The organism is Ruegeria profundi (assembly GCF_020171505.1).
Taxonomy (GTDB): Bacteria; Pseudomonadota; Alphaproteobacteria; order Rhodobacterales; family Rhodobacteraceae; genus Ruegeria; species Ruegeria profundi.
Window position 1 is genome coordinate 173795 of the sequence record NZ_JAIUZS010000006.1, and the last position, 19991, is coordinate 193785.

The following is a 19991-nucleotide window of genomic DNA, read 5'->3' on the forward strand; positions in this document are numbered from 1 at the left end:
AGGGTGCCAAAACACAATAGCCGTACTGGTATTTCCGTCTTACAACTGATCGGTGGCAAGAATGATCGGCCACCAATCTGCTGCCGATTTCTTTCTCTTACTTCTATTTAGGACCCGGTTGCAGATTTCCAAGACAGGGCGACCGGAATGTGATGACTTGCCACAAGGGCGGCTTGCTCCTCCAGATCACCACTTTAAGATGCCCGAAACTTAGTGAGGACCCCAATGCCGGACATTTTGTTTTCTCTTTCCGACCCGATAGCGATCCCGGTGCAGGGGCGGGATGCAGTCTATCCGGTAGGTCGGATATTTTGTGTTGGTCGCAACTATGCAGCACATGCCGCCGAGATGGGCCACGAGGTTGATCGCGAGGCGCCGTTCTACTTCACCAAGTCCGCGGCAAACGCCGTGCTGACCGGGGCAACTGTTCCATATCCTCCCGGAACCAAAAACTTCCACCACGAGATGGAGTTGGCCGTTGCCATCGGGAAACCTGTCTTTCAGGCCACCAGTGCCCAAGCGTGGGACGCGGTTTTTGCCTATGGCTGCGCTTTGGACATGACCCGCCGCGATTTGCAGATTCGCGAGCGCAACCAGCAGCGTCCGTGGGATTTGGGCAAAGACCTAGAGGCCGGTGCCGTGTTTGCGCCGCTGACCTTGGCCGCGGACTGGTCGCCGAAAGACGGGACGCGCATTTTCCTGACTGTGAACGGCGAAACGCGTCAGGATGCCACGCTGGGTGAGTTGATCTGGAAAATTGACGAGATCATCAGCCATCTGTCCTGTTTCTATCATCTACGACCCGGAGACCTGATCCTAACCGGCACGCCCGCTGGCGTGGGTCCAGTACAGGCCGGGGACCAGATTTCCGGTGGAATTGACGGTCTGGACCCAGTTCAACTTACACTGTCTGACGCGGTATAGACCCTATTTAGGGTCTTTCAGCCAATCTGTTTCGAACTTCACGTCGTCCAAACACGCAAAACGTCGAACGCGATCCAGCTCTGATTGGAGCCGTTTCGTACGTGCACCCGACCAACGCACGGATCGTTCCGGCCACAGGGCACTGACCTTGAGAACGCTTTGATCGCGTTGCGCTTTCATGTCGATGCGCCCGATCATGCGATCGCCCTCTAAAAGGGGAAAGACGTAATACCCATAGGACCGCTTTGCGGCAGGAACGAATACTTCAATGCGGTAATGAAATCCGAAAAGCCGCTCGGCCCGCTTGCGGTCACGCAGCATCGGATCAAAAGGGCTAAGAACCCTCATGCGCCCCGGAACCGATGGCACTTCAGCCTCGATCAGGTCTGGTCGGGCGAGCAGTTTGCGCAGCTTGCCATCAGCGCAAGTAACTTCGATTTCCTGCAAGAGACCGTTTGTTAGAGCCTTTTCTGACCATTGCCGAGCTTCAGCAACGCTGACAGTATCCCAGAATGCAGCCAGCTCTCCGGGTGTTGCGAAACCTAAACGGTCCAGTGCTGCGTTGCACAGCCAGTCTACCGTTTCCTCGACATCACAGCGCAGGTTGCCCGGACACAGATGCGTTTCGATCACCCGCTCGGTCAAATCATACCGCTTCTGAAAACCGCTGCGCCCGACAACGGTCAACGCACCAGACCGCCACAGAAACTCAAGCGCTGTTTTGGACGGATGCCAGTCCCACCATCCGCCGGATCCCTTTTTCTCATCCTTGCCAACATCCGACGACGAGACCGGTCCATGATCACGGATATGCTGCAGAACGGTGTCGAACTGTTTTTCGAACCCGTCCCGTCGCCAGTTTTTCCAGCGGGATTTCAGCAGCGCCGCGTCGCGTTGAAATCGCAAATGCCAATGCGGATAGAATTCAATCGGAATAACGGCGGCGTCATGTGTCCAGTGCTCGAACAGCGCACGGTCGCGCTCATACAGGCGCTTAAGGTTTTTCGCGCGGTACGATGGCCTGCGAGAGAACAGGATCATGTCATGCGCGCGGGCGACCGTGTTGATGCTGTCCAGCTGTACGAAACCCAACCTGTGGATCAACTCCAACAAGTCGGCTCCGCTGGCCCCACCCGAAGGTTTCTCGGCCAGCGCATGACGATCCATAAACAGGGCGCGGGCCGCCCTGTTGTCCAGTCGTGGAAGCACCATTAATTCAGCGCCGCTTTAGCGTTTCGCCAAAGCTGATCTTCGGGGTCAGGGTGATGCGGGTTTCGATATCGGCATCCGGCTCGGCCAGTTGCGCGGCAATGATTTCAGCCGCCTTTCGCCCGATTTCTAAGCGGCACGCATCCATCGTAGCCAGCTTGCGCGGAAGACCTTGCAACAGTTCGACATTGTTAAACCCCGCCAGCCCGATTTGCCCGGGGACATCAACGCCCTGTTCCAACAGGTACAGCAATCCCCCGGCACCAATCATATCGTTGGAGTAATACAGGAAATCCAGCTCGGGTGACCGTTCCAGCATGGCTTGCGTCATCTCGCGCCCCTTGGCCAGCGCCGAGCCGCCGGAATAGAACTCGCGATCTTCAATCTCGATCCCGTTCTTGCCCAGCACTTCGGTGAAACCTTCGAACCGTTTGCGGGCACGGTGGTCCAGCGGCATTTTGGTTCCCATAAATCCGATATGCTTGTAGCCCGCCTTCAGAATTGCTTCGGCCATTTCGCGCCCGGCGCGGCGGTGCGAGATTCCCACCATGGCATCAACCGGCTTGCCGTCGGTGTCCATGATCTCAACCACCGGTATTCCAGCCGAATCCAGCATGGCGCGGGCGGCCTCGGTATGCTCCAGCCCCGCGATGATCACACCCGAAGGCCGCCACGAAAGCATCTCATACAGTACTTTTTCTTCTTTCTCGGGCAGGTAATCCGTGACGCCGACCACAGGCTGCAACTCAGTGTCTTCCAGCACCTGATTGATGCCGGTCAGAACCTCGGGGAAGACCATATTCGACAAAGAGGGGATTATCACCGCGACAAGGTTAACCCGGCTTGAGGCCAGCGCACCAGCGATTTTGTTGGGCACGTATCCCAGCTCTTTCGCGGCAGCCAGAACGCGGGTGCGGGTTGCGTCCGAGACATCGCCCCGGTTCCGCAAAACCCGGCTGACCGTCATTTCGGATACTCCTGACGCTTCCGAGACATCACGAAGGGTAAGCGGGCGTTTTGTTTCTGTGGTCACCGGTGGCACCTGCACTGTTGTTTTGACCGATGGTAGCGTGAACAGGGCGCTGTTTACAACTGTTGCACATAGGCCATGACAAGCCTGAAAAACCAAGGTAGAGAATGCCTTGCACGGCCCCGTGGCTCAACTGGATAGAGCAGCCCCCTCCTAAGGGGCAGGTTGCAGGTTCGAATCCTGCCGGGGTCGCCATCACAACTATCAGCTTTGTCAGTGGCTTGTGTGCAAAGCATGTGTTTGTGAGCTTCGCACGCGACCCCAAGCGCTGCGCCTCCGCTGCACTAACAGCTGCAACGCCGCACGCAGATCGCCCTTAAACGCACGAAGGAGTGATGCGAAATGGCGACGATCAATAAGCGACCAAGCGGTAAGTGGCAGGCAACGGTAAGGTATCAAGGACGAAGCGCCAGCAAGTCCTTCACTAAAAGAGCAGACGCGGTGAGGTGGGCGCGCGAGACCGAGATGCGAGCCGAGCGCGGTGTCCTAATTCAACGCAGAGGCGGCTCGCCTGACAAGCGGACGCTGGGCTTTGCCCTTGCTAAGTTCAGAGATACTGTAGCGCCGACACATCGCAGCGGAGACCGAGAGCAGCGTTGCATCGATGCGATGTTGAAACATCATCAGCGCTTCACGCGCCTGCGATTGGATACCCTGACAGTTGCGGACGTATCCAAGTGGCGTGATGAGCGGTTGCAGAAGGTCGCCGCAAGCACGGTCGTTCGCGAGTTGACGCTTTTGCAGAGTGCAGTCGGCCACGCGCTTGATGCTGATGCCGCGAACGTCGTGCAGCGAGTTAAGCGTCCACGCGTCGATGATAGACGGGAACGAAGATTGCAGGCTGGTGAGTGGCAACGGTTGATGCAGGCATGTGACCGAGACCGCAACAAGCTGCTTCGTCCGCTTCTTGTACTGGCAGTTGAGACTGCGATGCGTAGAGGTGAGTTGCTCGCGATGGAGTGGCGACATGTCGATCTGCAACGCTGCACAGTGCTTTTGCCGAGGACAAAGAACGGTCACGCGCGTACTGTGCCACTCAGCCCGATAGCGTTAAAGACGCTGGGCGAGTTGCTGCGCGCCGATGACCGCGTTCTGCCACTCAGCGGCGACTGCGTTCGTCAGGGCTTCGGACGCTTGCGGAAGCGCGCAGGTGTCGATGATATACGCTTTCACGATCTGCGCCACGAAGCAGTCAGCAGACTTGTCGAGCGCGGCCTTTCGCTGATCGAAGTACAGCAAATCAGCGGCCACCGAACGCTGCACATGTTGCAACGCTACGTGCACTTGCAGGCTGCTGATATTGTGGCGAAGTTGCAAGATCTACCATGAATTCAATTTTTGGGGCGGCGGATCAAAGCCACCCCTGTAACTTCTTCACTCAGTCTTCATCATAGACCGGCCAATCAGTTTGAGATCTCATCGCACGGTCAAAAGCTGCTCGACATTCGGCCAAAGAGGGCAGCACATATTGACGCTCGCCCCCTCCAGGTCTGACTATTCTCAACCCCGGCAACAGTTTGTGTAGGTATTTACCTACTTGGGTTTCCGCACTGCGCCGACATTGGCCAACATCCCAACAGAAATTTTCGTAGTCACGAACTACTGACCTACAGGGGACCTGAACGGGCCAAAACCCAGTGTCCTTTGGCAAATCACCTCGGTGGAGGACTTCGAAGAACCACTTTTCGATATCGGACATCGACAATATTTTCTGTTCGGCAAGTGCCTTGGTCTTTGGTGGGGTTCTCGGATCAAAGTCAGATATCTCGCGGGTCTTGAGAAAGTGCATTAAAGCGTCGCGACCACCATCAAGCATGAACTGCCAAAGGTCACCAAAGTACTTGGTGTCACCTTGTTTTTGGTTGGATACCTCAAGAACACAGAACCTGCGTTCATCACCCTGCGCATGGATAACGTGAGGGTCATTGCTAGCTACAATCACGCGAGCATAGTTTCGCATAGGAAGGGCATCTATCCCTTTCTGCTCCATCATATAGGTTGGCTCAGTTATTCTGCCCTTGAGGACGGCCGAAGCTCTTTTGGTTGCGAACGAACCTTCATCTCCGAATATGACAACTGCCTGCGCCAGATGGCTGTTGAAGCTGCCCACCAGGTGACTGACTTGAGTTAGATGTACGAAATGATCGGGCAGCAAGGATCCCATCTGACGAACGAAGAAGCTCTTTCCGACTCCCTGACCGCCCAGAAGCACGATTGCGCTCTCAGGCAATTCCCAAGGTCTTTGCACCATATGAGCAAAGTAAGAAAGAATGAACTCAGAAGCTATTTGATCGCCGCTACAGATGATTGTTTCTACAAAGTTCAGAAACGGGTCGAGATTGCCTTTTATGGGTCTCGCGGCGAAACCTTGCCAAAGGTTAAGTTGATCGTTCCGTCGGTTGGCGGGATCAAAGGTAACACCTTCAAACTGCGCTCGGTCCATGTTGTTCAGCCAGAACTCGCCCCAAGGAAGAAAATTAGGATCATCTGGGCCCATTGAAATGAGCTCAACCATTTTGTGCGAGTACTTCAACTTGAAACTCGCCGGGTCATAAAACCGAACGCGCGTGATGCCAAGATCGGGGTCCTTTACCATTTCGGCTATCCGCACCTTGTTTCCAACGGTCACTACTGCGTACCGCCCGTTCATGTACTTTAAGACCTCTTCTGAGGTCGGAAAATTTCTGGGCATAGCTGCCTCCATTTGCAGCCAGCCTCAAGTTGAACAGCGCATATTTTTCTTATATTATTCAGAAGCGTACTGTCTGACCCGCTGCTCAATTTGAGATGGCGGGTTTCTTTTATGTCGATGCTTCGGTGCGCTGTGCCAACCATTTGTCCGCGACGGCAGCGGGCACAACTACGCGACCACCGATCTTAGCAACTCGGGGTCCAGCGCCAGCCTTCCGTAGTCGGTAGTAAGAAGATCTGCTCAGACCAAAAACACTACAGAACTCATCGATTGAATAAGTCTTCGCTTGCATGGCGAATTCCTTCATTTCAGCGAAAGTGCACCGGCACATCGCTTTGGTTTCAGTTTTTCGGTGGATCCGCTGTGATCTCTGTTGTCACATGCTGGTCTCGCAGTTTCCTGCGGTTATTGCCTTCAGGCATGGCCCGGGAGGCGTCTCGCGCTCAACCCGCGCGGTCAGGTTAGCTCGATTGATCGAGATATCATAATGATCCATGGTGAACTATCGTAAGTCATGTAAAAATTCTATGTAGGACAATGGCTTACACAGCATGTGCCACACTACAGTAACATGCAAATGGCCCCTCTTATCGATCCAAGATATCAGACATCGCCGACCTAATTGCGGGGTTGAATTGGTAGTGCGCCCGTTCAAATCCTTGAGCACAAGTTGGCGGCCACAAAATGAAGTTGGACAAGTTGGATATGTCGGATCACGGCCAGCCGAGCATGGCAATCCAGCCCTCAAATGGTACAATTAAACCCAGTTGTGAGGATCCAGTCAGAGCCTTCGATGACAGGAGGGCAAGATGCCAAGAACAGAGAGTGTTAGTGATGAAACGACTGGCCACGCGCCGAGTTCAATCGGGAACTCCGGTGCTTCAATCGCTTCTCTCCCAACGCTGACAGAGATGATCCGATACGACGGCACAATCTACGCTCATGAGTTTTGCCGGGTTACCGGAGTAAAACCTAGCACCCTAAGAATGTCACGCTCGAGAGGAAAAGGGCCGCGGGCCAAACGCATCTCCAACAATCGTGTAGTATTGTCACTTCGAGACGCATCGGCTTGGCTACAATCAGCGGGTCGATACAGCGCTGCTATCCGCCTAGCAGAATGGCTTGACCAGCAATGGCGCGACGCTGCAAGAGAACACAGGCAAGTTGATCCTGCTGGGGTTCAGTTGGCTACGCTGTTTAGAAAATAAGTGGCAGTAAGTATGCTGTACAGGGTAGCATATCGGATACTCGGAATTGACTTTTGTGGGGACTTGGTCGCGCTTCGTGACGCACACTCACGTGGCTAGCAAGGCGTCAGTTGCGGGCACTATACGAAGCTGAAAGCGGACCTTCAGGATGGGTATCTGCGTCGATTTCAAATCTTTTTTAGGCCGGGCATCACTTAAACAGTGCAAAGGTCTGAACGCCAAAAAGACTGGTTGAGACTTGCGCCATTTGCCAGAGACGCTGGCTGTCGTCGGGATCGTCATCTGATGCCAGGATTTGATCCAATCGAAGTAGGCGACCGTCCAATCGACCTAGCGCTTCTTCGACTAGTACTCGGCCAGATAGTTGTCTCACGCCATCATCCACAGAAGCAGCCCGCTCGTCTTCCCGCCGTCTGGCATCTAATAACGCTTCTCTATAACGACTCAGGGTCCCATCGACACGATCCATGAGCGCCGTCGAGGAAGTCGTGACCGCTTGTGTTACGTGATCGGCAAAGCCCGAGAATTCATCAACTTCGATTTCTTTAGGTTCAGAAAAGAAGTAGGCTTTGCCTTTTGATTTCAAGGTGTTGTCAAAGCAAATTCGATGAGGGTTCATATCGGGTAGAACACCGACTGTGCTAGGCTTTAGATACACGGAATTCTTCGCGACATCGCTCGAAAGCCAATGTGTGTTGATTTCTTCACTGGTGTGGAAAGCCGGGGCAACATAGAAGGTGAACGGCTCTATAGCTTCCAGAGCCAGCAAGAGGGACTGTTGCTCCGAAACGCGCTTGCTAGTGATCTCAAAGCGATAGTACGGCAGCGTCATGGTATGGCCGGGGATGCCGTACTCGCGGGCGTTTGACGCTTTCATCCAGTCAGACAGTTTGAATTGCAGGTTTAGTATAATGCCCGATTTGCCTTTGAGCTTGGCATCGTATCCTCCGCCTTTTTTTCCTTCTTCCAGCAGGCTTGGAAAGATCGGAACTGCCGATAGCGACATAGTCTTGGCCAATTCGCTGACCAACGAAAACCCATACGTAAACTCGCTGAACTCAGCCTTCACTTCCGACCTCAAGCCACATAGCGGTTCTCTCCAATCAGTTCCGCTTGTCCCAGTGCGGCCAAGCTCTCCAACAGAGGCTGTACGCTCGTAGTCCGGGCACGCACGAAGCGGCGGGCGATTTGGTCGGGCGTAGCTTCGCCCATTTCGGTGAGGGCTTCGCGGACGGCGGCTATCTGATCGGGCAGGGTTTTGGGCCAGGGAGCTTTTTCGACCTTGGCCGTGACGCCTAGATCCATGTCCTTGGTCTTGCCCTTCGCGGCCACGCGGCCTTCGGGGTTCTGATAGTCGGGGCGGAGCCAGCGGATTTGGCCGCGCGCTTCTTCCTCGGCGCGTTCTTTGTTCAGCGCGACGAGGCGGAAGAGGATGTCTTCGTCGTTCAGGTCCACCGGCCAGCCATAGGCCTCGGCCACGGCGGCGTCGGTCTGGTCGTGCAGGTCCTTGAGGATGCCGATCAGGCCCTGATCATAAATCTCGCGGTCCTTGCCCTCGATGGTCTCTCCAGCGCGGAGCTTTTCCAGCACGTTGTACATCTGGGTCAGGGTCAGCTTGGGGTGAGCGGCCTGCTGGCGCTTGCGGTGGGCGTCTAGCTCTTCACCTAAGGCGCGCAGACGGGTGCGTTGATCGTCACTGAGTTCTGGAAAGGGGAAGGGATCGAAGGTCTTCGTCTTTGCGTAAACTGGATCGTTTCCAACACCTAACCAGCTGCCAGCGGCCAGCGCCCAACATACGTGTTGGTGCGAAGAAAGGATGGCGAGACGTTCAGGCTCCGAAAGGCAAAGCACGATCAGTTTGTTATCAGGCAGAACTGAGGCGTCTAGAAACTGAAAAACGCGGTGCTTCATTGTCTCGACGGTTGCGATGTAGCGCGGCAAACCATCGAGAGCAGGTCGCAAGTCACGTCGCGGTTCACCGTGTATCCACCAATTCTTGCGGTAGCCTTCGCGATTGTTTTGGTCGCGCTCCGGCTTAACGTTGTCCAAGACATGTTGATAAATAGCCGGAAAACCATTCTTCGCTTCCGTTTCGCTTAGACCGAAAAGGTCGATCACCATGACCCCGCGAGGGCTTGCTGTCAGGTCGCGACCATTGCGGTATTCGCGGACGCGCCGCTCTGCTCCATCAATGCTACCGTGTCCCAGCTCCCTGGCGTTTTCAGGTGAAACGATAAATCCAGAACCGATCAGTTGAACGCCACGGTAGGCAAGCCTTTCGTTCGCCAGCAAGGGCTTTGAGCCTGCAACATCCGCCCCGATCTGCAAGTTCGCAAAAACCTTCCCGATCTGATGCTCAAACGTCACCTGGCGGCCATCTGCTTCGTTCTTTTCCTTGCTCTCGGTCGCCACAGTCAGCAGCCGCCCCGCCCGGTTCCCCGCCGCGCCCACCGTCATGGCGATGCGCACCGCAGCGCCATAGAGCGTATCGACCCAAGGGTGATCCGGGATCGCGAAGAGCAGCGAGAGCGGCTTTTTCGGGTCGTTCAAATGCGGCTCCAGCACCCGGCGGTTGAAGGTTTGGCGCAGGGAGTTCGTGGTGATCAGGCCAAAGCGGCGCGTGCCTTTGCCCGTCTTGGCATTGAACGCGCGCGTAGCCAGCGCCGCCTTTTCCCACCAGAACATTACCAAATCGGCGCTCTGCGGCATCTTGGGATAGGCTTTCCACAGCGCCTCGACATAGCCGTCACCCAGATTGTCGCGCAGGCGTGACGCCCCGATGAAGGGCGGGTTGCCGACGATGAAATCGGCTTGCGGCCAGACGGTCGGTTTAGGCTTGGCATAGTCATAGACCTGCACGCGCGCGTCGGGGTCCGGCACTTCCTCCCCTGTCACAGGATGACGCATGGTGGTTACACCGTCCCAACGGGTGACGGGCGTGCCGGCTTCGTCCATGCGCTCAGTCCGATCCGCCCATTCCAGCACGGCATCGCCTTGGCGGACGTTTTTGAAGTCACGCAGCACAGGCTCGGACGGAGCAGCGTTGCCATAGGTGCGGAAGTGCCATTGCAGGTAGCCGATCCACAGCACGAGCTCGGCCACGTTTGCGGCCCAGGGGTTCAACTCGATCCCAAGAAACTGGTGCGGGTCCACGGTGATCAGGGGCCGGGTGTCACCCAGATCGTGCATAAGTGACGTGACTTCACCCTCCAGTCGCTTCATCATTTCCAGTGCGACGTAGAGGAAGTTGCCTGAGCCGCAGGCGGGGTCGAGCACTTTGGTCTGACAGAGCTTGGCGTGGAAATCGCGGACGAGTTTGAGCGTTTGGTCGGTTTTTCCATCCTCGGTAAGGCGCTGAACGGCGGTTTGCACGTCGCGCCAATCCTCGCGCAGGGGTTCGATGATCGTCGGGGTGACTAACCGCTGTACATAGGCGCGCGGGGTATAGTGCGCACCGAGCTTGTGGCGCTGACGTTTGTCGAGCGCGCGTTCGAGAAGCGTACCGAAGATCGCGGGTTCGACCTGTTTCCAATCTGCCTCCGCTGCCTCAATCAGTAGGCCAAGTTGCAATTCGTTGAGGGGAAGCGCGTCGGCCTCTTTGAAAAGACCACCGTTGAAGCGCTTAAGGTCTTGCATGAGAACCTGAGAAAAGCCGCCGGTGTTCATCGTCTCCCACAGCCCTTTGAGCGCGGGCTCGGCGTGTTCCGGGTGCCCGCGCAACTTGCGCAGAAGCTCTGTGAAGCTGCCGCGCGGGATCAAGTCCACATCCTCGGCAAACATCGAGAACAGGCAGCGCATGAGAAAGCTGGCCACGGTCTGGCTGTTGTGGCCTTGGCCTTCGAAACTCTTGCCCAGTTCGGCCAAATGGGCGGCGATGTCACGCGTGACCTCAGCCGACTTGAGAGATGGATCAAGACTATAGGGATCGGTCCAAATCGTACGCAACAGATCACATATGTCATCGTCGTGAAGGTCATCCAACGTGATGCGGTAACGGTTACCGTCCGGGAACTGGTTGTAGCCTTGGCCTTGCTTGGAGAAGTCGGCGTAAAGCTCGATCACATGGCCCACATCCACCACCATCAGGAATGGTGGCCAGCCATCCTCCTTTGCGACGGCGCGGGCGTAATTGTCCGCCTGGTTGCGCGCCTTGAGCATGGTGTCATCCCAAGCGGCTGTGCCGCGTACGCCATGCCCGGTACGCTTCTGCTTGCGCTCAGCGGTGCCTTCGGCCAGATCGCCTTTCCGGCTCTTCTTCTGGTTCACGCCCTGTTTGGTTTCCAGAATGAAGTGGCCCGCGCGATAAACATCGATAAAGCCCGTGCTGCGTTTGTGCGTGTGCACAAAGGTGACGGGCCGTTCGAACCGGTAATGATCATTAGCGTTATCATCCGTTGCCGGGAATGGGCGTTCGAGGCCGAGCAACTCTGTCATTTCGATAACGAACAACTGGTAGTTAGCGTGTTCGCTGCCGCCCGTCTCCTTCCACCGAGAAATGAACTCTTCTACTTCCAATGTTTTTAAAACCCGCCTGACTCAATTATCTTTTCCCAACGGTAGACTGTGAAATGACCACTCACAATGCCCTTGCTAATTAAGTGCCCGCTTCCAGTTATGTTTTTACTCTCGACAACCTTTTTCGGAAGTCAGCTGAGGCGGCTGGCCTAGGGTTTCAGCTGTCGTTCTTACTTCCATATTTACTCAACTTTAATGTTGTGAAGGTTGGAAAATTTGGATGAGCCAACGTGCTCTGTATTGGAAAAGAACGTTCTCAACCCCAGCTTTTGGCGCTTGATTGTTGTTAGTACGATTTGTGCTTCGACAATTCTGCGGGTTCGATGGATTGGAACTGCGGCTAAGTTGGTTAGAGTGTCACGGAGGTGACCGGAATGGCGCGAGAGCGAGCAGACAGTTTCATTTCAAGGTTTTTATTTCGTGGTTCCAAGGAACGCGAGCAAGAGACTGTGGGCGTCGATGTTGAGCTATCGTCCCCGTCCGAAACTGTTGCCCAGAATGAACTGGTTTGGGCGACAAATGGGGAACGATCCGTCCAAAAGTTCGTTGAGCGCACTCTGAATGGATCCCACGCTCTCGTCGTTACTGGCTACCAGGACTTTCTGTCCGCGATGTCGATAATACTTCGCGTTCGGCCAAACATTGTATCCGAGCCCCCTGAGACGATCAGAATCATATTTGGAACGAATACTGACAACCAAAACCGCCTCGACGGAAGCGGACGCGGGCTCTCGGAAGAGGCCCGTGACTATTTCCTCGAAACGCGTGGGCTTTCGCTGCGCTCTCTCGACGAGTTGCGGGCTGTCCTCGCTTACGATGCGATCGCGTCGGGAGCTATCTCGCTCCGTATCTTTGATAATGATTTAGCTCGGGAACGGTTCGGTCGCACCCACGCGATGCTTCACGCGAAGCTCTTTATCAGTGACACAGGCGCGCTCGCAGGTAGCGCCAACTTTTCGGTTGGCGGCCTTAAACGCAATCTTGAGTACGTCGACGAACTTCAAGCATTTCCTGACCTTGCCGCAACGCGTCGCGTGGCCGCTGAAGACTTTTGGACGTTAGGCACCGATTGGACGGAACAAGCTCTCGAGATCTTGCGTGCTCTTCTAAGGCCTGTAAGCGCCGAAGAAGCCCTCGCCCGAACAGTTCACGAAATGACATCGTTCTCGCCCTGGCGTGTCGGTGGCGACGGCACCGCAGGGCGTCCGCCGCTGCCGTTCCAAACCGATCTCGTTTACGAAGCCGCAGGGACAGCCTACGAACACGGGTTTGCCTTTGTAGAAGCACCGACAGGCGCAGGTAAGACCGATATCGGCAAGCACTTGGCCACGGTCTTGCCTACAATGCACTCGAGTGTCGTTCTTCGTCATGGAAATGAACGCCCGGATCAAACGCGCAATGGTGCACTCGGTATCATTCCGGCGAGCGTGCTGAGCAATTGGATCAAAGCTAAACCCTCCAACTTGCATCTAATCAAACACAGCCAGCTATCAATGAAGAAAAAAGGCGATCAACTTGAGGAGCTTGCGGAGATCAACCGAGACGCTCGATCCTCAGCATCCATGATCGTAGACGAGAGCCATCGATTGAACTCTCGCTATCTCGCCCCATCGAGACGTTCTTTGGTTTTTGAGCAAAGCCCTGCGATCTGGACGTCGTGCCTGTCAGCAACCCTTATGGGGAACCAGGGCCTGGATGGATTGCTCGCCTTTCACGAACGACGCGCCTCGATCTATGTGCCCCCAGAAATCACTGCGAGGATCAACGACAACCTCAAGCGAGGACGCGAGAGAGCATCCGAGTTGAACGAACTCCGCGCTCTTAGGCAGAACTTCGAGGATCGTCAGCGGTCTGGAATGGAAGACATGTTCCTGTCCGAGGCAGACCTCGCAAAACCAATTGAGGAAGCCGAAGAACGTCTCGCTGTAAAGCGGCTCGATCCGCGCGAAATCCAAGCTGACATGGCGGATGCTCTGGCGCCCTATGTCGTTCGGCGCCAGCGCCATTGCGTTGGAGAATCCAATAAACGCGGACCAGCTATCTATGCGTACCCAGAGATCGAAAGCATCAGGATCGACGCCGATCTTACGCCCGAGCAATCGGTCATCCTGGGCGAAATCAGAAGGCTGGCTGAGAGCATCTCTACAGGCACAACTCTTGTATCTGCCGACCCAAAAAGAGCAGGCCATACGGAAGTTCGTTTTCATGACAAGGCGCGGATCCACATTCGGAACTTTCTCGCGATCTTGAGGTCGTCAATCACCTTCGCGCGGGAAGATTGGGAACGCAGGCGGGCCGCAGATGCAGATGCGCGCGGCCGCACGTCGATTGGCGAGAGCCTTAGGCGCTCAGAACGTGAAAGCCGCAGTGGTAAGACCGCAATAATTACTATCACGCCGAAGAGCGGTGAGCTTCCTCTAGATAAACGAACGACTACGCCTATTTGCGACCGCATCGGTGAACTGCTGCAGAGTCCGGAACTTGATGCGATTGATGAGCAGCGAGCCGAACATATGGCGGAGATGCTCAATCAGCATCGGCAAGTGATTTTCCTGTCTGAGCGGATAGGAGTTCTGGAGGTCTACGCTCGCCTCCTATCCACCCGTAAAGGACCCAAACCGGAAGTGATCCTCGTGGCCGCTAGCCATAAGCTGGGATCAGGTAGTGGTATTCAAGTCGCCAAGAATGGAGCGGAAGCCCAAGAATACCTGGCTCTCGATGGCAAGAAAGCATCCGATGAAAAACGCAGAGCCATGTTCATGACATTTCAAATGGCAGAGGGCATCAATCTCCAGCGCGCACGTGCCCTGGGCATTGTCGGCGTGACCTCGGACATCAAGAGCATGCTTCAGGGCTTGGGGCGAATCGACCGTATCGACAGCCCACATTCCAAGATCACCTACACCACCTTCGATCTTCCCGGGCTCGTCCTGTCGTCTGACAGAAAAGGTCGTGATCGTATTGAGTCTATCGCTCTGCTTTCAGGGGTCGGCGCCTCAGATCTCGCAGACGAGTATCTCGAGTTCTCTGCTGGTGACCTGACAGACCTGATCCTTGAACAGCACAAGAAGCCACGGCTATTACGCCGGAACAACCTCTACGATCTGGTCGAAGAGATGCGGCGTAAGCTGCCAAACAAAATCCTTAAGTCCATGGAGCGCATCAAGCCTCAAAGTCTTTGGGGCGCTGAGCTGTGTCTTCTCGCTGGTAAGTCGCCGATGACCATCATTGCCCTTGGTGGACGCTCACCATCGCTGGTCGAGGCGTCATACTTGCCACCCCGATTATTGGCCGTCCGCGAGACAGACGATCGCCAAGAAATCATCCGAGATCAGCCGGAAGTGACAAGGATGCTGCGCGAGGCCTATGGCGAAACCGTCAAAGCCGGAAAACACCAGGACCGACCCACAGAAGCAGAATTGAGTTCTGTTATCGAGGGCCTCCAGCCGACATTGGAAGGTCTGTCACACTGGGATATTCGTCCCGAGCGAACGGTATCGCTCTTGGAGTCTTTAGACAGGTTTCTTGCGTCCGGGCCATCAAAGAACCAAGGCTACAACAGGTTCGGGCATCTAACGCTCCCGTCGCTTGAAAAGCTGGCGGAGGCTTGGGCTCAGGAACTGGATCTCTATTGGATTGAAGCCAAGAAGGACGTCAGCCAACGCAGCGAAAAAGAAAGAGATATCCCGGACTATCTGGGGATCGATGCGATTTATGGTTTCTTTAAGCAGCAGCCATCGAAGACGCTCTCGGAAGTGCGTGCTCGAATGGAAGAGTTGTTCGGCGCGGCGGAACAAGCGTCAAGAAACGCCAACACACAGATCTTGGATCGGATCGCTGTGATATTTCAGGTGAAACGTTGAATTTCGATTTTCCGACATGGATGATTTTCAGATAACGCTGCGATCCAACCTGCCTGTCGGACTACGTCAATCTGCACAGACGAGGAAGACGCGGCATCCAGTAGTCATCGGGCGTATATTCCGGCGCCACGGCTACGCTTTGACCCAAAAGCACTGAACAGGCGTTAGGTCTGACCGAGACAGTTGACGGCATGTCCCTGCCCACCTGTCACGGCTTTGAGGTCTTGCGGTCGGGCTTAGTTCCGACGCTCACTACAGGAAATCCCTTCTGGCCGATGGCGGTAAAAGGTTGAAAAAATCACAGACCTGTTTCTGGTCACCCGACACGTAGGATTGATGAAAGAACTCATCCACTAGGAGGAAGAGCGCCCCTCGCCCAACCAATTCAGCGAACTTCCGGAGGGGCAGGGCGCGTCACTCCTCACATCCTCAGTGAGACTTATCTCACTGAAGACTTGGGGCAGATCCTTTTCTCAGACTGCGAACTTATGCCTACACAGTACTTGCAACCGCAGAAGGCCTACGCCACGAATTGCTTTGCCTTGTGAAACGGTTCATCCGGTGCAAAACCTCTCTTGTGTTGATCAGTACCCACGTCTTGAACATCAATGGTAAATGCATCGATGAGGCGGGACAGTTTTATCGCGTCTTGGCTGAGCAATTGACCGGCTGCGCTGGTTTCCTCGACCATGGCCGCGTTCTGCTGGGTCACCTGATCCAGTTGAGACACCGCTATATTCGCTTCACTCAGCCCAGTCGCTTGTTCCGATGTCGAGTCTGCAATCGCGGATACCAGGTTCGAGATATGCGACACTCGATCAGAGATACTGCGCAGCGTTGTCCCCGTCCGGCCAACAAGGCTTACTCCGGATTTCACCTGCTGTGTACTCTTGGAAATCAGACCCTTGATTTCCCGCGCAGCGTCGGTGGTGCGTTGCGAAAGACCGCGAACCTCGGAGGCGACAACGGCGAAGCCGCGCCCCGCCTCGCCTGCGCGGGCAGCTTCCACACCTGCGTTCAGTGCAAGCAGATTGGTTTGGAACGCGATATCGTCGATCACGCCAATAATCTGTGAGATCTGGGTGGAGCTGTCTTCGATATCCTTCATAGCAGAGACCGTTTCCTCGACGATCTGACCACTGGCAATCGCCTCGTCGCGCGCTTCGTTCGTGGTGTTTTCCGCATCACGGGAGCCTTCCGCCGCAGAACGAACGCTGGCGGTGAGTTCCTCAATCGCGGCAGCAGTTTCCTCAAGCGTCGCGGCTTGGCTCTCCGTCCGGTGGGAGAGGTCGTTAGAGGCCTGTTGAATCTCGGCGGAACCGCTGCGCAGTGAGTCTGCAACCTGAAAAACCTCTACGACAGTCGCGTTCAGTGTGCTGGCGGTCAAGTTGAAGTCGTCTTTCAGTTTCGCATAGCCATCGGTCAGTTCCCGCGTGATGCGGTAGGTCAGGTCGCCTTTGGCGAAATGCGCGAGACCGGTGCCGATCGCATCAACCGCAGCAGTTTGCTTGGCTTGATTTTCCGCGCGTTCTTTCTCGGCGATACGGGCCATTTCTTCTTTTTCGACCAGGCCGTCGCGGAACACTTTCAAGGCGTTGGCGATGCGGCGGACCTCGTCAGAAGCGCGCTCAAACCCGGTGACTGGGGTCATATCGCCTTGCGACAGGCGCTCAGTTGTTCGGCTGATTGCATTCAGCGGACGAATAATCAGCCAATGATTCATTAGCAAAGCCAGAAAAACGAACCCGAGCGCAAAAGCCCCTAGTTTCTCAAGATTTCCCTGGACCTCGGTGGCATCGGCAGCCATCGACCGTGCGTTCTCGGTGATCGTTTCTTGGCTCGCTACACCCTGCAACGACGCCGCGCCAGCTATTTTCAAAACCGCCTTGACGGTTTCCTCTGCGGCGTCGGTCGCAATCCGGTCAGAGTCCAGAGACTTCATGCGCAGGAAAGCCAGCCCTTGATCCGCTGAGGCCATCTCGGACAGGCGCGAAAGCGGACCTGCGAGTGAACCATCGCCAAAATCCGCATATTTGGACAAAGAGCCAGCCGCGGCGGCCAGTGCGTCTCCGGCAATCCTTGCCTGTTCCAGGGTTTGGGCACCAGCAATTTTCAGCGCCTCGATCTGATACGCGGACAGCCAGGAGTTAATCTCGAGCAGGGCGTTCATATAAGCGACTTCATTGTCCAAAAGACCCTGGATTGCATCCCGGTTTCCAGAGGCCGCGTCCTCTGCCGCAATAGTTAACTCGAAGACCATATCATCAATCGCGGTGGAGAGCGCAGCATCTGCCTGCTGCCGCCCAGACAGAAGCGCCGCGCGGTCGACGGGTCTGCCCAACTGCCCCAAGGCGATGGCTTTGTCGAGGATGCCCACGGCATTCGTGAGGTCCGCTTCGATATCCGCGCCGTAGTCCCGCGAAGCCAATGCCTCCAGGCCTTTGGAAAGATGCTTCTGATAGGAAGACGCCAGGTCCGATAGGATGGACCGCATGGCCTGATCCCGGGTTGTAGACAGAGCCAGCGACACACCGGACATCAGGTTTAGCTGAGCCCGCGTTTCAAGTAGCTCCTGCAATGAGGTAAATTTATTGTCAACGAGGTCGACCATCGTTTCCTCAATCGCGGCAATCGTGTCTTCGCCTTGGATTGCGATGTTGAAATAGGCGTCATCGGCCGTTTGCAGCAGGATCGTCTGCAAGGCAGTGACCCCTTCCTGCAATTCGTGGGTCATCTCTGCCGCTCGATTATTGAAATCAAAGGCACTCTCGCGCGCTTCAACAAGCGTATCGAGGGTCTGCATGACATGCGCCAGATCGGCGCTGAACGCCGCGCGGCTTTCATCGGGTTGGGCTGCAACGGCTTTAGTCAGGGCCTGCGACGCCGTCTCAAGGGTTTCCTCTGCTCGGGTCAGCCCAGCCAGATCCTGCTGCATGAGGGTGAGAACCATTGCGTCCTTGGTGGCGCTCGCCGCTGAGATCAGCGCAGTGCTTTGGCTTAACCTCGGAAGGTCCCGCGCAGTCATGTTATCTGCGCTGACAGCCACGCGGCTGAAGGATTGGTAGGTCAGGTAGCCCGCTCCGCCTGCAACAGCGGACAGTGCAACAAGGATGAAAGTTATCTTGCCGCGAATGCTGGAAAGTAGGTTGAGACGGCGCAAGAAATTAGACCCTTTGAAGCGAAGCATATGCATATCCTTGGTAATTTATCTGGATGGCACTTAGTCCTGCCCGATTGGCGGGCAGGATGTTTGCAGTCAGGCAACGCGCAGAACGCGTTGCCATTGGCCCTTAGGAGCCGCCTCCGGATATGACCGGCTCGAACGTGCCGTCGGCTGTGATACGTGTGAGAAAGACCTCATCCATGCCCTGGTTGTCACCCGGACCATAGTGCAGGGTCACACCGCCCAGATCGACCGTGGTTAGCGAGGCAAGTGCCAGCAGGAAGTTTTCGCGGGTCAGATTCTTGCCTGCGTCCTCCAACGCCGCAATCGTGAGGCGGCCGACGATATACCCTTCGAGCGAGACAAACCCAGGCTGCGCAGCCGCATCGACGGCTGCCAGCGCGGTTGTGTAGCGGTTAACCAGCGGATTAGAGTCGTCCCACGGGAAGGGCACAACCTGGCTGACGATCACACCTTCACCTGCATCGCCAAGTTCTTTCGCCAATGCGTCTGATCCCACGAAAGAGATATTCACATAAGTGGCGTCAAGTTTCATTTTGCGCGCAAGTTTGATGAATTCGGCAACCGGTTTGTAAGCGCCCACCATGACTACGGCGTCCGGTTTGGCTTTGCGGATCGACAAGAGCGCCTTTTTCACGGCCGTGGTGTTTCTGGTGTAGGTGCCTTCTGCGGCAAGCGTCATGCCGCGTTTTTCCAGCGCGGCGGTGACCCCATTCAGACCAACGCGACCGAACCCGTCATCCTGATATAGAAGCGCAATGGACTTCATGCCCTGCTGGTCGACGAGATACTCAATCCACGCCTCGGTTTCGGCAGAATATGTTGCGCGCACGTTGAAGATATTACCGTGACCTGCCTCGCGCAGAAATCCGGCACCCGTAAAGGGCCCGATAAAGGGAAGGCCAGCTTCGGTGGCAATAGGCTGGGTGGCCGACGAGGTTGGCGTCCCGACGGCACCGATCAGGCCGATGTGTTTGTCGTCTTCGACAACCGTTTTCACCAGCTCGGCAGAGCGGTCTGGCTCGTACCCGTCATCCATACTGTCCAGTTTGATATTACGGCCATGCACACCACCGGCGGCGTTCGCCTCTTCAAAGGCGGCGGTCAAGCCAAGCCGCATGCCGGTGCCCAGTGCCGAGGCGGGTCCTTCAAAGGCGGCAACTTGTGCAAATGTTACGCTATTGTGAGTAACGCCCTGTTCAGCCGCAGCGAAAAAAGGCAGAGCCGCCATGATGCCCGCGGCGAGCATCGTCTTTTTGAGAAGCATTGGTATTCTCCCGTGGTTTTCGAAATTCCACCGGACACTGCACGATTGGCTCTTAATAAAATCTAAGTGAGCCTTATTTTTCCTCTCTTCCGCTGTTTT

General features: G+C 55.7%; 12 protein-coding genes and 1 tRNA gene. 4 read left to right on the plus strand and 9 right to left on the minus strand.

Annotation, left to right across the window (positions count from 1 at the left end; all coding sequences use genetic code 11):
• The first annotated feature begins 225 nt into the window (after nt 1-225).
• Nucleotides 226-924, plus strand: a complete 699-nt coding sequence (locus tag LCM21_RS15175) for a fumarylacetoacetate hydrolase family protein (RefSeq protein WP_224891355.1) — start codon at nt 226-228, stop codon at nt 922-924.
• A 3-nt stretch (nt 925-927) separates the two neighbouring features.
• Here the strand turns inward: LCM21_RS15175 and LCM21_RS15180 are convergent, their stop codons facing one another.
• Nucleotides 928-2136, minus strand: a complete 1209-nt coding sequence (locus LCM21_RS15180) for a winged helix-turn-helix domain-containing protein (RefSeq protein ID WP_224891356.1) — start codon at nt 2134-2136, stop codon at nt 928-930.
• Between the two features lie 4 nt (nt 2137-2140).
• A complete protein-coding gene (locus tag LCM21_RS15185; RefSeq protein WP_224891357.1) occupies nt 2141-3166 on the minus strand; it encodes a LacI family DNA-binding transcriptional regulator in 1026 nt (341 codons plus the stop codon).
• A 115-nt stretch (nt 3167-3281) separates the two neighbouring features.
• Between LCM21_RS15185 and LCM21_RS15190 the strand changes: the two genes are divergently transcribed.
• A tRNA-Arg gene (locus LCM21_RS15190) sits at nt 3282-3358 on the plus strand.
• Between the two features lie 291 nt (nt 3359-3649).
• Here LCM21_RS15190 and LCM21_RS15195 read toward each other — a convergent pair.
• Nucleotides 3650-4132: a hypothetical protein gene (locus tag LCM21_RS15195; protein ID WP_224891416.1), complete on the minus strand. Its 483-nt coding sequence runs from the start codon at nt 4130-4132 to the stop codon at nt 3650-3652.
• Between LCM21_RS15195 and LCM21_RS20870 the strand changes: the two genes are divergently transcribed.
• The gene (locus LCM21_RS20870) at nt 4025-4492 is read left to right on the plus strand and encodes a site-specific integrase (RefSeq protein ID WP_420854634.1); all 468 of its coding nucleotides are present in this window, start codon (nt 4025-4027) and stop codon (nt 4490-4492) included. The two genes, LCM21_RS15195 and LCM21_RS20870, sit on opposite strands and share 108 nt — an antisense overlap.
• A gap of 49 nt (nt 4493-4541) precedes the next feature.
• Here LCM21_RS20870 and LCM21_RS15205 read toward each other — a convergent pair whose 3' ends face one another.
• From LCM21_RS15205 to LCM21_RS15220, 4 genes are all read right to left on the minus strand, one after another.
• The gene (locus tag LCM21_RS15205; protein ID WP_224891358.1) at nt 4542-5855 is read right to left on the minus strand and encodes a primase-helicase family protein; all 1314 of its coding nucleotides are present in this window, start codon (nt 5853-5855) and stop codon (nt 4542-4544) included.
• A 109-nt stretch (nt 5856-5964) separates the two neighbouring features.
• Complete coding sequence (locus tag LCM21_RS20875; RefSeq protein ID WP_404818129.1) at nt 5965-6186, minus strand: helix-turn-helix transcriptional regulator; 222 nt, start codon at nt 6184-6186, stop codon at nt 5965-5967.
• Nucleotides 6187-7253: 1067 nt separating this feature from the next.
• Nucleotides 7254-8132: a hypothetical protein gene (locus LCM21_RS15215; protein ID WP_224891360.1), complete on the minus strand. Its 879-nt coding sequence runs from the start codon at nt 8130-8132 to the stop codon at nt 7254-7256.
• Between the two features lie 8 nt (nt 8133-8140).
• Nucleotides 8141-11578: a class I SAM-dependent DNA methyltransferase gene (locus LCM21_RS15220; protein WP_319003922.1), complete on the minus strand. Its 3438-nt coding sequence runs from the start codon at nt 11576-11578 to the stop codon at nt 8141-8143.
• 374 nt (nt 11579-11952) lie between these two features.
• Here LCM21_RS15220 and LCM21_RS15225 point away from each other — a divergent pair, with 374 nt between their 5' ends.
• Nucleotides 11953-15441, plus strand: coding sequence for a phospholipase D family protein (locus tag LCM21_RS15225; protein ID WP_224891362.1), 3489 nt, complete (start codon nt 11953-11955; stop codon nt 15439-15441).
• Nucleotides 15442-15961: 520 nt separating this feature from the next.
• On the opposite strand, the gene LCM21_RS15230 is transcribed toward LCM21_RS15225, so the two are convergent.
• Both LCM21_RS15230 and LCM21_RS15235 read right to left on the minus strand, forming a co-directional pair.
• Nucleotides 15962-18628 carry a methyl-accepting chemotaxis protein gene (locus tag LCM21_RS15230; protein WP_224891363.1) on the minus strand — a complete coding sequence of 889 codons (2667 nt, stop codon included), beginning with the start codon at nt 18626-18628 and terminating at the stop codon, nt 15962-15964.
• A 103-nt stretch (nt 18629-18731) separates the two neighbouring features.
• The gene (locus LCM21_RS15235) at nt 18732-19892 is read right to left on the minus strand and encodes an ABC transporter substrate-binding protein (protein ID WP_224891364.1); all 1161 of its coding nucleotides are present in this window, start codon (nt 19890-19892) and stop codon (nt 18732-18734) included.
• Between the last annotated feature and the right edge of the window lie 99 nt (nt 19893-19991).

Excerpts from the sequence above, each read along its gene's own strand:
- LCM21_RS15175 (WP_224891355.1), top strand. The coding sequence starts at position 226 with ATGCCGGACATTTTGTTTTCTCTTTCCGACCCGATAGCGATCCCGGTG.
- LCM21_RS15180 (WP_224891356.1), bottom strand. The coding sequence starts at position 2,136 with ATGGTGCTTCCACGACTGGACAACAGGGCGGCCCGCGCCCTGTTTATG.
- LCM21_RS20870 (WP_420854634.1), top strand. The coding sequence starts at position 4,025 with ATGCAGGCATGTGACCGAGACCGCAACAAGCTGCTTCGTCCGCTTCTT.
- LCM21_RS15195 (WP_224891416.1), bottom strand. The coding sequence starts at position 4,132 with ATGTCGCCACTCCATCGCGAGCAACTCACCTCTACGCATCGCAGTCTC.
- LCM21_RS15205 (WP_224891358.1), bottom strand. The coding sequence starts at position 5,855 with ATGCCCAGAAATTTTCCGACCTCAGAAGAGGTCTTAAAGTACATGAAC.
- LCM21_RS20875 (WP_404818129.1), bottom strand. The coding sequence starts at position 6,186 with ATGTGCCGGTGCACTTTCGCTGAAATGAAGGAATTCGCCATGCAAGCG.
- LCM21_RS15225 (WP_224891362.1), top strand. The coding sequence starts at position 11,953 with ATGGCGCGAGAGCGAGCAGACAGTTTCATTTCAAGGTTTTTATTTCGT.
- LCM21_RS15230 (WP_224891363.1), bottom strand. The coding sequence starts at position 18,628 with ATGCTTCGCTTCAAAGGGTCTAATTTCTTGCGCCGTCTCAACCTACTT.
- LCM21_RS15235 (WP_224891364.1), bottom strand. The coding sequence starts at position 19,892 with ATGCTTCTCAAAAAGACGATGCTCGCCGCGGGCATCATGGCGGCTCTG.